The sequence below is a fragment of the Arachidicoccus sp. BS20 genome, from assembly GCF_001659705.1.
In the GTDB taxonomy this organism is placed as follows: Bacteria; Bacteroidota; Bacteroidia; order Chitinophagales; family Chitinophagaceae; genus Arachidicoccus.
In genome coordinates, this window is the sequence record NZ_CP015971.1 from 3042432 (window position 1) to 3055329 (window position 12898).

General features: G+C 38.1%; 10 protein-coding genes. 5 read left to right on the top strand and 5 right to left on the bottom strand.

All coding sequences use genetic code 11. From position 1 onward, the window contains the following. The first annotated feature begins 190 nt into the window (after positions 1-190). Positions 191-1117 (top strand): helix-turn-helix domain-containing protein, encoded by a 927-nt coding sequence (locus A9P82_RS13195; RefSeq protein ID WP_066208562.1) that lies wholly within the window; start codon positions 191-193, stop codon positions 1115-1117. 14 nt (positions 1118-1131) lie between these two features. On the opposite strand, the gene A9P82_RS13200 is transcribed toward A9P82_RS13195, so the two are convergent. Then, a complete protein-coding gene (locus tag A9P82_RS13200) occupies positions 1132-1716 on the bottom strand; it encodes a YdeI/OmpD-associated family protein (protein WP_066208564.1) in 585 nt (194 codons plus the stop codon). 90 nt (positions 1717-1806) lie between these two features. Here A9P82_RS13200 and A9P82_RS13205 point away from each other — a divergent pair, with 90 nt between their 5' ends. From A9P82_RS13205 to bshC, 3 genes are all read left to right on the top strand, one after another. After that, positions 1807-2211 carry an OsmC family protein gene (locus tag A9P82_RS13205; protein WP_066208566.1) on the top strand — a complete coding sequence of 135 codons (405 nt, stop codon included), beginning with the start codon at positions 1807-1809 and terminating at the stop codon, positions 2209-2211. An 83-nt stretch (positions 2212-2294) separates the two neighbouring features. Further along, entirely contained in the window at positions 2295-3602 is a 1308-nt protein-coding gene (gene rimO / locus A9P82_RS13210) for a 30S ribosomal protein S12 methylthiotransferase RimO (RefSeq protein ID WP_066208569.1), read from the top strand. A 289-nt stretch (positions 3603-3891) separates the two neighbouring features. After that, positions 3892-5496: a bacillithiol biosynthesis cysteine-adding enzyme BshC gene (gene bshC / locus A9P82_RS13215; RefSeq protein ID WP_066208570.1), complete on the top strand. Its 1605-nt coding sequence runs from the start codon at positions 3892-3894 to the stop codon at positions 5494-5496. A gap of 3 nt (positions 5497-5499) precedes the next feature. On the opposite strand, the gene A9P82_RS13220 is transcribed toward bshC, so the two are convergent. The 4 genes from A9P82_RS13220 to A9P82_RS13235 all read right to left on the bottom strand — a co-directional run bounded on the left by A9P82_RS13220 (position 5500) and on the right by A9P82_RS13235 (position 11888). Continuing rightward, a complete protein-coding gene (locus A9P82_RS13220) occupies positions 5500-7068 on the bottom strand; it encodes a CotH kinase family protein (protein WP_066208572.1) in 1569 nt (522 codons plus the stop codon). Positions 7069-7140: 72 nt separating this feature from the next. Then, complete coding sequence (gene recG, locus A9P82_RS13225; RefSeq protein ID WP_066208574.1) at positions 7141-9246, bottom strand: ATP-dependent DNA helicase RecG; 2106 nt, start codon at positions 9244-9246, stop codon at positions 7141-7143. Between the two features lie 87 nt (positions 9247-9333). After that, positions 9334-10008 carry a hypothetical protein gene (locus tag A9P82_RS13230; RefSeq protein ID WP_066208575.1) on the bottom strand — a complete coding sequence of 225 codons (675 nt, stop codon included), beginning with the start codon at positions 10006-10008 and terminating at the stop codon, positions 9334-9336. A 104-nt stretch (positions 10009-10112) separates the two neighbouring features. Then, on the bottom strand, positions 10113-11888 hold the full coding sequence (locus tag A9P82_RS13235; protein WP_066208576.1) for a POTRA domain-containing protein: 1776 nt from the start codon (positions 11886-11888) through the stop codon (positions 10113-10115). 284 nt (positions 11889-12172) lie between these two features. Between A9P82_RS13235 and A9P82_RS13240 the strand changes: the two genes are divergently transcribed. Beyond that, positions 12173-12841: a metal-dependent transcriptional regulator gene (locus A9P82_RS13240; RefSeq protein WP_066208577.1), complete on the top strand. Its 669-nt coding sequence runs from the start codon at positions 12173-12175 to the stop codon at positions 12839-12841. Positions 12842-12898 lie beyond the last annotated feature (57 nt).

Here is a 12898-nt window from a genome sequence, read left to right on the forward strand (position 1 = left end):
TTGTGGAATAGCTGTATCACAGAGTTGCACTAAGATTTCATAGAGTTACACAAAGTGTTTTTTATCTATAAACTATGTTTCTATGTGGTTACAATTGTTTCAAAATTAACAGATGAAATATATTTGGAAAGAAATATAAAACCTTACATTTGTATGTAAACCGATTTGCGTAAAAATTTAATCTCAAGTCATGTCGCGCAAAGCATTATTAAAACCGCTGCAACTCAGCCCCGTTCGTACTTTGGACACTTTAGTCGAGAGCCGAAAACGCTATTCGTTCCGCGATTGCGAACTGGATATTTATGAAACGCATACATCGGTAAAAAACGTGTCGCTCAAGTTCAGTGATTTTGCATTTACAAGCATGATTCGCGGCAAAAAAGAACTGAAGATTACGGACAAAAGTGAAAAGTTTGAATACTTGCCGGGCGAAAGCGTGATAATGCTGCCGGGCGAAGAAATGCTTATTGATTTTCCCGAAGCGGACACGCAGCCGTCGCAATGCCTCGCACTTTCTATCAGCAAGGATTTTATTAAAAATACGGTGGATTATCTGAACGGAAATTTTCCGAAAGCAGATAACGAATCGCAATGGAAATTTTCCGACGAACATTTTTACTTATTCAACAGCGCGTCCTTGTCTTCTGCTACAAATAATATTCTGCGCATCGCGACGGAAGATAACAGCGCAAAAGACTTTATTACAGACCTTGCGCTGAAAGAACTGTTGATAAGAATAATGCAAACGCAGGCGCGGAAATTTTTTGAAACGAATTATCTGCAATACAAAAACAGCAACCGTTTTGCCGCCGTAATCGATTATATAAAGAACAATATTCACGACAAAATTTCGATGGACTTGCTGGCGAAAAAATCTTATATGAGCAAGTCAAATTTCTTTCGCGCGTTTAAGCAAGAGTTCGGCATTTCGCCCAACCGGTTTATTTTACAGGAAAGAATTGATAAGGCAAAAATGCTGCTGCAAAATTATACTCCCATTTCGGAAACGGCTTTTCAAACAGGCTTTTCGGATACCAATTATTTTATCAAAGCATTTAAAGATGTGGAAGGCATAACGCCGAAATGCTTTCAGCGGAATGTGAACAGGAAGAATTAAATTCCAAAAATCACTCAATGGAACTTTTGTTCTTTTGCAAGCATTTCCAAAATTGCAGCCATTCTTTTAGTTCTTGTTTCTGGTTTTTTCGCGGTTTGCAGTCGCCATGCAACGGCATATTTATTTGCTTTGTTTAATGTTTCAAAAAATGCTTCGGCTTTTTTATTTTTTGCAAGTGCTGTCAAAAAATCTTCGGGAACAGCCATCTTGCTCGGCGAGTCATAAGCCGTTTCCCAAGTGCCATCGTCTTTGGCTTTTTCAACCATTGCAACGCCCGAAGGTTTCATTTTTCCGAGCGAAGTGAGGCGTTCAATGTGTTCGATATTTCTTTTCGACCAAACGCTTTTTGCGCGGCGCGGCGTAAATTTTTGGATATAAGATTTCTCATCAAATTTTTTCAGTTGCCCGTCAATCCAGCCATAGCAAAGCGCTTCGTCCAACGCTTGTGCATAAGTAATGGTTTTTTCGCCTGAATCTTTTTTGAAAAAGCGCAACCACAAACCGTTTTCTTTATCAAAATTTTTTGCAAGCCAATCTGCAAAATGTTTTTGCGTAGCGAAAGAAAGTATGGGCAATTCTTTTTTATCGGGAGGTTTCATAGACTTCATTTTAATCACTCTTTCTTACAAAATTAAACCAATATCTTTACTCTCAAATTCAAAAATCATACATCATAAATCTCAAATAAAATGACTTCCGAAATTATTTACAAAGGCGAACTCCGCACAGATTGCACGCACCTGCAAAGCGGCACTATTATTGAAACCGACGCACCTACCGACAACAAAGGAAAAGGCGAACGTTTTTCTCCTACGGACTTAGTAGCGACGGCTTTGGGCAGTTGCATCATTACAACCATGGCGATTAAAACCGCAGATTGGGACATTGATTTGTCGGGCACAAAACTCGAAGTAACCAAAATTATGAATGCCGAACCGCGCCGCATCGGCGAGATAAAAGTGGATATTTATTTCCCGAAAAATCTGAATGCAGATGACAAGCAAAAAACGATTTTGGAACGTATCGCCTACACTTGTCCCGTTGCGCAAAGTTTACATTCGGATTTGGTGCAGACGATTTCGTTTAATTATTAGTGAGTAATATGTAATAAAAATTCATCATTACACATTATACATTTCTCATTCCTCGTTAAATCCTACCTTTGCCATCTCAAATTATGAAGGCAAAAACGCTTACGAAAGATAAAGTAAACATCATCACGCTGGGATGCAGCAAAAACCTTGTGGACAGCGAGGTTTTGAGCGGACAACTGCGCGCCAATAATATCGATGTTCTCCATGAAAACAAAAGACTCGACCACAACATTGTTGTTGTAAACACTTGCGGATTTATTGATAAAGCAAAAGAAGAAAGCATTAATACGATTCTCGAACAAGTCGATTTGAAAAAACGCGGAAAGCTTGATAAGGTCTATGTTACAGGCTGTTTGAGCGAGCGCTACCGCGGCGATTTGGAAAGCGAAATTCCCGAAGTGGATGCATGGTTTGGCACCATGGAATTGCCTTTGATGCTGAAAAAATTTGAAGCGGATTACAAAAGCGAATTGCTCGGCGAGCGTTTTTTAAGCACGCCGCAACATTATGCGTATTTAAAAATCAGTGAAGGTTGCAACCGTACTTGTTCTTTCTGCGCCATTCCGTTGATGCGTGGCACACACGTTTCCCGACCCTTAGAAGATTTGGTTAAAGAAGCTGAAAGCCTTGTACGGCGCGGCGTTAAAGAAATTATGCTGATTGCACAGGAACTTACTTATTACGGTTTGGATTTGTATAAAAAGAGAAGCCTTGCAACTTTATTGGAAAAATTATCCAACGTTGAAGGACTTGAATGGATTCGTTTGCATTATGCTTATCCCAACAAATTTCCACTCGAAGTTCTGGACGTGATGCGCGAGCGAAAAAATATTTGCAACTATCTTGATATGCCTTTGCAGCACGCGAGCAACAATATGCTGAAAGCGATGAAACGCCAAAGCACGCGGCAGGAAATGGAAGAACTAATTGCAACTATCCGCGAGAAAAATCCCGGTATATGTTTGCGTACAACATTGATTACAGGCTTTCCCGGCGAAACCTTGGAAGACGTGGAAGAACTGAAAGATTTTTTAATAAGAACGCGTTTTGACCGCGTAGGTATTTTCCAATATTCGCATGAAGAAAATACAAGCGCATACAGCCTTTCAGACAATATTCCTGCGGAAGAAAAACAACGCCGCGCGCAGGAAATCATGGAAGTGCAGCAGGAAATTTCTCTGGAAAAAAACATGGAAAAAGTAGGCAAAACTTTCCGTGTATTGATTGATAAAAAAGAAGCGGGACGTTATTTGGGAAGAACGGAATTTGACAGTGTGGAAGTGGATAACGAAGTAATTATTCATTCGACTAAAAAATTAACCATCGGCGAATTTGTGAACGTAAAAATCACAAAGGCGTATGATTATGATTTGGAGGGAGAAGTTGTCTGAGTCTTGATTTGTGGGAATGAAAAGATTTTTTGAACCACAAAGGCACGAAGACACAAAGGAACACAAGGAAAGAATAAGAACACACACGCACGTCATGCTGAACTTGTTTCAGCATCTCTTGGTAAAGTATAAAAAACGCATAATAAAAGATGCCGAAATAAATTCAGCATGACGGCAAAGGTTTTCAGATTTTTACAAAGCAAATTGAGGATTGAAGAAAAAGAACACGTTTGCGCCGTCATTGCGAGCGCAGCGAAGCAATCTCAAAATTCGATAAGATAAATATTTTATGAGCGAAGGCAATTGTACTTTTATCGATTATAAAAACACAGGTTATTTTTCAAAAATAGCCGTTGATTATATTGAACAGAAAGAAGACTTACAACCGTTTTTCTTGCACGAAGTTTCTTACAAAGGAATTGAAGATTCTGTCAAAGCAAGAGAAAATTTTCCGCAACATAATCGAAATATTTTAGTTGAGGAATTGCAACATCAATACGCTGAAATACAGACTTCATCAACTGTTCAGCAGAATATTATTTCTCTAAAAAATCAAAATACTTTTACGGTTACAACGGCGCATCAGCCGAATATTTTCGGCGGACCATTGTATGTTGTTTATAAAATTTTGCACGTTGTAAAAATTGCGCAAGAGCTTTCCACAAAATATTCAGATAAATATTTTGTTCCCGTTTATTATATGGGCAGCGAAGACGCGGATTTGGACGAACTGAACAACATCACGATTAACGGCAAAAAATATGTTTGGCATACTACGCAAACAGGTGCAGTCGGCAGAATGTGTATCGATAAAAATCTATTATCGTTAATCGATGAAATGCAGGCGCAGATTGGCGTTGAGTCGTTCGGTAACGAATGGATTGACATTTTAAAATCCGCTTACAAACAAGGAAAAAATATTCAGCAGGCAACGTTTGAATTTTTAAATGCCGCGTTTGGCAAATATGGTTTGCTGATTATCATTCCCGATAATGCGAATTTGAAAAGATTGTTTGAGCCGATTATTGTAAAAGAATTAAAACAACAATTTTCTCACAAGGCTTTACAGCAAACAGTTTCAGCGCTTACAGAGAAAAATTATCATGCGCAAACCGAAGGTCGCGAGCTCAATCTTTTTTATTTGCTGAATGATAAAAGAGAACGCATAGAAATTGAAAATGGTTTGTATGTTGTACGTAATCTGAACCTACAATTTTCGCAAGAAGAAATTATTAATGAAGTAAAAAATTATCCCGACAGATTCAGTGCAAACGTAGTGCTGCGCGGCGTTTTTCAGGAAACGATTTTGCCGAACATTGCATTTGTCGGCGGCGGCGGCGAGTTAGCTTATTGGTTAGAATTGAAAAATGTTTTTGCGAATGCAAATGTTCCTTACCCAATGTTGTTGCTGAGAAATTCTTTTTTATTCATCAACGAAAGGCAAAAAGAAATCATCCAAAAACTACATATTTCGTTTGAAATTTTATTTAAAAAAGAACACGAAATTTTAAATGAAATTCTTGCAGCAGAGCATCGGGAAATTTCTTTGGATAAAGAATTGGATGAAATAAAATCTACTTATCAATCTTTAAAAAATAAAGCAAATAAAGCCGATACAACTTTAATGCAGCACGTGGAAGCCTTATTCATAAAGGCTTTCAAGCGGATTGAAAATTTAGAAAAGAAAATTTCTTCTGCGCAAAGAAAGAAATTGACAACCGAAAAATCTCAAATCGAAAAATTAAAATCCGACCTTTTCCCTAAAAACAGTTTGCAGGAGCGTGTTGAAAATATTGCAGGTTTTTACGCGACGTATGGCAGCAAAATCTTCGATACTATTTTAGAAAATTCTTTGACGATTGAAAGTAAGTTTGGGATAATTTTTATTCAATAATTATTATTGATACAACGTTTGCAGGTTATCATCTATCCAAGTGATTCGTTCCGACAACCAGTCTTTCATATAAGTAATTTCGCCGTCATAGCTTCCGGCAATTTCAGTTGCTCCCAAAGGGGCGAAACTTTGATTCATAGTGTCCCATTTCTTAAAATTTTCAACTTCCGATTGATGCAAATAGTCAGTCATGCTGTCAATTGTATTATTCAGCGAATTCAAAGAGTCTCTAATCGATTGCCATTCCGCAATAGTTACTTCGGTAAAAGATGAATCCTGAAACAATCTGGAAAACCACGCCTGGTTGCGAATCCACCATCCTTCCGCATTACCGTTATTGTTATCATCGGTATTTCCTATTGCAATATCAAAGTCCCAAACGGGTCCCATGTTCAGCAAACTGTTTCTGTCTTTATATAGATAAGTGCTTGTCCAAAAGCCCGCATCATTGTTTTTCGTCAGCTCATTTACCCAAAAATATTCTGCAAAACTTGCAGGAGATAAATATTTTCTGTAACCGTTTACAGAGTCTGTAAAATTACTTGCATACAAAGCGTTTTCCGTGCTGTCGAAATAACTGGCTATGTAGGCTGTTTGCTGCGCAATACTGTCCGAAGGGTCGTGAATAATAAAACTATTTTTTTCCAAAGAAGTAGTAAACCGCATATGGTCATTATCTTCATCTTTGTTATCCGCTTCTATTAAATAGCCGCCGGTTGATGATTTTCCGCTTATATCGTCGTCATCCATTTCTTTTATATTTAAGCGGTTTTTATCAATATTAATCTGCTCAATCAGTTGGTAATTTCCTACATAAGTACCGTTTAATACCAATTCCACGAACCGTGAGCGCGGTGTATAAAACATCCCGAACATTTGGCTGATTCTAAGCGCAAGATAATTGCGAAGCAAAGTTTTATCGACGTAATTGGCAAGTAAAATCCACTTTTTGCCCGAAGGCATTCCAAGCAATGAAGCCTTGGATGAAAGCTTTACTTTGTAAGGACGTTTCGGATAAGAAGCAGTGGTATTTCCGTGAAGATAAAAAGCAGCATCTCCTGAATAACTGCTAAATCTCACATCATTTGAATCAATAATAAACGTGCCACTCACACCAACGTCTTTACTGTTTATTGACTGATTATTTGTATTGATGTAAACAATAGGAAGTCCTGTGAATTTTTTTAAGATAACCACATAAGTTTGCGACAGATCATTATCGCTTGTAACCAAAGTATAAGTTACGGGACGAGAAAAATCGTTGGGCGTTACACCATTGTCCTGAGAAATATTATCGACTGTAACATCTACGCCTTGCTCATTAGTGCTAAAGCGGGCTGCCAGCTCGGTCACATCTGTATTTAAAGGATAAAAACCCGTAATGGTATCGTTTTGAATAGTACAAATAACGGAGTCGGAAAGATTGCCTGTATTATCTTTAGGAATAAATTCAAAAGATTGGAGCGAAGGTTGAACTGTTTGAATTTGGTTAATCGGAACTTTCTTTTTACAACCTGAACCAATTGCCAGAAGGATAAAAACCGTAGTAACATATAACCAAAATTTATTCATAACAGGATTTTAGTTTAATAAAACTTAAAAAATAAAGGATAAACGTTAGCATGAATTACATTTTCAATATTTCTACGAAATCTTACTCCACGGCGTTTTGCCTTTCACAAGCATCAGATAATTTTTCAAAGGTGCGTTTTCTTCTTTCTCTAAAAATTCATCCTCCTCTACAATCCGCTCTGCATAAGACTTGGCGGCTTCCAACATTTCTTTATCGTTCACTAAACTTGCCAATTTAAAATTCAATGCGCCGCTTTGCCGCGTGCCTTCAATCTCGCCCGGACCGCGCAGTTCCAAATCTTTTTCGGCAACTTTAAATCCATCGTTGGTGGCGCACATAATTTTAATTCTTTCACGCGCATCGTTGCTCAGTTTTTGCCCTGTGAGCAAAATGCAATAGCTTTTTTCCGCGCCGCGCCCGACACGCCCGCGCAACTGATGCAACTGCGAAAGCCCGAATTTTTCCGAACTTTCAATGACCATTACACTTGCATTCGGCACATTTACGCCCACTTCAATCACGGTGGTGCTTACCATAATTTGCGTGTCGCCCGTTACAAAACGGCGCATATTTTCTTCCTTCTGTTCCGCAGGCTGACGGCCATGCACCATGCTGATTTTATATTTATGCTCAGGAAAATAAGATTTCACTTGCTCGTAACCCTGCATCAAATCTTCATAATTCAACTTCTCGCTTTCTTCAATCAACGGATAAATAATATATGCCTGCCGCCCTTTATCAATCTCGCTTCGTACAAATTCCATCACTTTCATTCGGTAATTTTCATAACGATGCACCGTTGAAACGGGCTGTCTTCCGGGCGGCAATTCATCCATTACGCTGTAATCCAAATCGCCATACGCAGTCATCGCAAGCGTGCGCGGAATGGGCGTTGCAGTCATTACCAACACATGCGGCGGCACTTCGTTTTTGCTCCACAATTTTGCGCGTTGCGCCACACCGAATTTATGTTGTTCATCCACAACAGCAAAACCGAGATTTTGAAATTGAACTTTATCTTCAATCACAGCGTGCGTGCCTACAACCATTTGCACTGAGCCGTTTTGCAGCTCCTCCAAAATGATTTTTCTTTCTTTTGCTTTGGTACTTCCCGTTAATAATCTTATTTCAACAGGCAAATCTTTCAACAAACTCGTTATGCCCTGAAAGTGTTGCTGCGCAAGGATTTCGGTCGGCGCCATCAAACAGCTTTGATAACCATTGTCCGCAGCCAACAACATTGCCAACAAAGCCACAATCGTTTTTCCGCTGCCAACGTCGCCTTGCAATAAGCGGTTCATTTGATGCCCGTGCGCAGTGTCGTTTCGTATTTCTTTCAGCACACGTTTTTGTGCATTCGTGAGTTGAAAGGGTAAATATTTTTCATAAAAATCATTGAACAATTCGCCCACTTTTTCAAATCGTATTCCTCTGGAATGTCGATTGCGATTGACTTTTGTGATGTTCAGCCTTATTTGTGCAATGAATAATTCTTCAAACTTTAATCTTCTTAGAGCATAATTAAAGGATTCAACTGATTTTGGAAAATGTATTTGATTATATGCTTGTAATCGTGGTGTAAGTTTTAATTTGTCAATTAAGTGTTGCGGAATATTTTCGGGCAAATCTTTCACGGAAATTAACGGCAGCAAGTTGTACACGAGCTTACCTATTTGCCTTCCGTTCAAACCGCGCGCTTTTAATTTTTCTGTGGATGGATAAATGGGTTCGAGAAAAGGCTTGCCTTCGCTTTGCACGTCGGCGGCAATTTCCATTTCGGGATGCGACATTTGTGGTTTGCCGTTGAAGAAACCCGGCTTGCCGTACACGAGCCATTCCACATTTTTTTCCAACAATTTTTCAATCCAATGAATGCCCTGAAACCACACCAATTCAAGGTTTCCCGTGTTGTCGTGCAGTTGCGCCACCAATCTTTTTCCTCTGCCTGCGCCGAGAATTTCATGTTCGGTAATGCGACCTTTGACCTGCACAAAATCGGTATCGAATTTTATTTCATTGATTTTACTGACCTGTGTTTTATCGATATGCCGCAACGGAAAATGATTGAGCAAATCGCCGAAAGTATGAATGTTCAACTCCTTGCGCAGCAAGTCGCCTTTCAAAGGACCAACGCCTTTGAGATATTCAATGGGATTATCTAAAACGGAAGTGTTCATCTTTGCAGAAACAAAGATAAAAGAGTTTGATGTTTCACACAGAGCGCATGGAGTAAATGAGCACAGAGATTATTTATGAATTATGATTTAATTATCCTCTTCATCAAAAGATAATTGATTTTTGTGTTTATCTAATTGTATAAAATAATGAGTTATGTATCCATTATAAATTTCATCCCAATTATAAAAATTCTCATCTTCATAAGTAATAATATCATTTTTAGCACTATCTGAATGTTGCGGATAACCTTCAAAAGAGGCTTTGCCTAAATAATTATGTTGAGATAGAATTAGATTTTTAATTTTCTTATAATCATTATCTGAAACCGAAATAGAAAAAGTGTGAGAATAATCTCTCAAACCGCCGCTTTCATTTGAAAGAATTTTTATTTTATCACTCAATACAAAGCCGCGTTCTTTCAACATTTTCCTTGCATCATTTCCTGTAAACGTCCAATCACTTATCCAAGGACTTAATATGCCAAGCAAAATCAATAATAAAAGAATTACAGTAACAATTCTTGCAGTATTCGGTTTTTTAAAATACAACAAAGCGCTGTATGTAATCACAACAATTGATACAGCAACGATGAATAACCAAATGAAGATAAAAAAGAACTCCGCTCGAAGACCCAATAGTGTAATAATTAAAAGCGTTGAACTTATTCCAATTCCAATATTTTTCTTCCCGATTTTATATGGAAGCCAAAAACAAAAGAAAATCAGTATGAATGGTAAAATATAGAAGAAAAAGAAAAACATATCGCTTTATTTTATCTCAAATTTATTCAATTAATTTTCAAACAAAAAATCTGCGTCTTTGCTCCTTTGCTTCGTTGCGTGAAAAAACATTCGCGTGAAACCCGCTAAAACAACGCCGTATAAGCGATATTCACTTTAGCATTGTTCAAACCGAAATTGTTGTTTCGGTCTTTGCCCGAAGCAAGGTTGAAATTGAAAATGCCCGCTTTGGTTTCAAACGCCATTCCAAAACCAAAGCTTAAAAATCCGTCGTTGTATTTGGTGGAATTATTTTTAAACTGACTTCCGCCGAAATCGGAAAACACAAAGAAAAAAGAATTGCGCGCCACCAAATACCGGTACTCCAAAGTGCCGACTGCATAAGCGTTTGCGTAAATGCTTTGCGCATCAAACCCGCGCAACAACTGATATCCGCCGAGCATAAACATTTCATTCGTATAAATCGAAGGGCTTTGATACAAGCCCGCATTCACGCCGAGTTTCAGCACAGAAAATTTTCCCAACTGAAAATAATGCGCCGCATTCGTTTGAATTTTTATCTGATAACCTTTCAACGGAACAGTATCGTACAAGCTCGCATAATCAAATGTATCTGCATGAATTTGCGTAATCGTATTGTTCTTCTGCACGTGCTTATTGCCAACCAAAACTGTTGCCGATAATTCATTTCCTCTTCTCGGATTGTATTTGTAATCGGTATTGTTGAAAGTATAGCCAAAGCCAATGTTTATAGCACTTTCATCGATAATTGCAGGCAATTGTTTTGTTGAAATAATTTGCAAAGTATCTACATATAACAAGTGCGACGAAGCAAAATTTACAAACACTTTGCCTGTTTGATTTTGCGATAATTGATACGTTGTTCCAATGTTGCCGTTTACTGTAACGTAGGCAGAGTCTTGCTTGTAGAGGTTGAACGAAAAATCAAGCCCAAATGGCGACTTGAACAAATAAGGCTTTTGAAACTGCAAGTCTATGCGCGGCGATTGCGGTTGCAACTGCTGCCAATTGATGCCGATATTTTCTCCGTTGCCAAAAGCGTTGGACAAATTCAGATTCACTTGTCCCGTGAGTTGCAGCTTACCGCCCGTTTCGCCGTTCTTCGGCTGGAAGCCAAGAATAGCGTCGATTTCATTCGTCGGTTTTTTGTCAATATATAAATCAAGCACGGCGCCTTGGTTCAGCATTTTTACGTCCGAAGGATGCGTTATTTGCACATACTGTAAATTCTGTAATTGCTTATCGACCGATTGTAATTTTTGTTGATTATAAATTTCGCCGTTCGTGATGTTTAAATAGCGATGCAGAAAATCTTCCGAAACTTTGGCAGAGCCTTCAACATGAATGCTATCCATTTTATATAAAAAACCTTTATCAATATTCAGTACGGCGGAAACAGCGTCATTATTGATATTCACACTGTCCAAAGAAATTTTTGCAAACGGATAACCATTGTCCAAATAATAATTCAATATCGTATTAAATGTATTTTCAAACGGCGGATTGATGATGATTTGATTATCAAAATTGCTTGAATCAATGCCGAGTTGTTGCAGCAAAGGGCTATCATTTGTGCGCAGTTTTATATGTTGCCATTTGTATTTTTTCCCAAGAAATAAATATACCAAAGCATTCGCTGTGTCTTTACCGACCGAATCAACAGATGCTGAAATAAACCCGCGTGCAGCAAGGGTTACAGGCAATTGTTTGATGTAATCATAAGATTTTTGTGAAGAGGAAAAATCATTGTTTAAAGGAATAGTTGTGAACAATGAATTGCTCGAATCAATAGGGATAATTTTTACATGAAAACTTTGCTGCGCAAAGATTGTTGTGCTGCAAAATATTACAATAATGATATAAAAAAATTTCAAGCGCATTCGTCTTTGCAAGGTTAAGAATAATACTTTAAAGTTCGACACGATTACAATAATTGAAAACCTTTGTCGTCATTCTCGCGAAAGTGGGAATTTCACCAACCATTAAGGCATTAAGAAAATTAAGCCTTAATTACCTTAACTTCTCAATGGTTAAATATGTTCCTTATTTTTCAAATCGTCACTCAAACTATAACGTCAATTCTTAATCAATATTTAATCACGCAAAAAATTTAGGCAAGCCAAAAACTTAGTAATAACTTTATCGTCCGATATTTAGCATTACAATGAATACTCAATTATCTCTTACCGAGGAGAATTATCTGAAAACAATTTACGCGCTGTCGCAGCAGGAAAAAGGAAAAATTCCAAACCTTTCCATTGCGGAAATGTTGAGCATCAATCCTGCGACGGTTACGGAAATGCTTAAGAAGCTGCAGGATAAAAAGTTGATTGAATACAATCGTATCGACGGCGCATCGCTTTCTGCAACAGGAAATAAAATTGCTTTAAAAGTTATTAGAAAGCATCGTTTGTGGGAAACTTTTCTGGTAAAAAAATTAGACTTCTCTTGGGACGAAGTTCATGAAATTGCTGAACAACTTGAACACATTCAATCAGAAAAACTGATAAGCGAATTAGACCGATTTCTTGACTTTCCAAAGTATGACCCGCATGGCGACCCGATTCCCGACAAAGACGGAAATCTTCCTGTTGATACAACGTTTCCATTGGCTGAAAGCCGCAAGCCTGGTGCATTTCAGTTGATTGGCGTAGCCAATCATTCGCCTGCGTTTTTGCAATATCTGGATAAAATAAAACTCGAAATCAACGATACGATTGAAGTAAAAGACATTCAGGAGTTTGATAAATCCATGACGGTAAAAATCAATCAGCGCAGGCAATCATTGATGTTGAGCAATGAGGTTACGAAGAATTTATTGGTTAGTAAATAATGAAAATCTTCGCACGTCATTGGCAAAACATAAAACTCGAAACATGAGAAGTTGAAA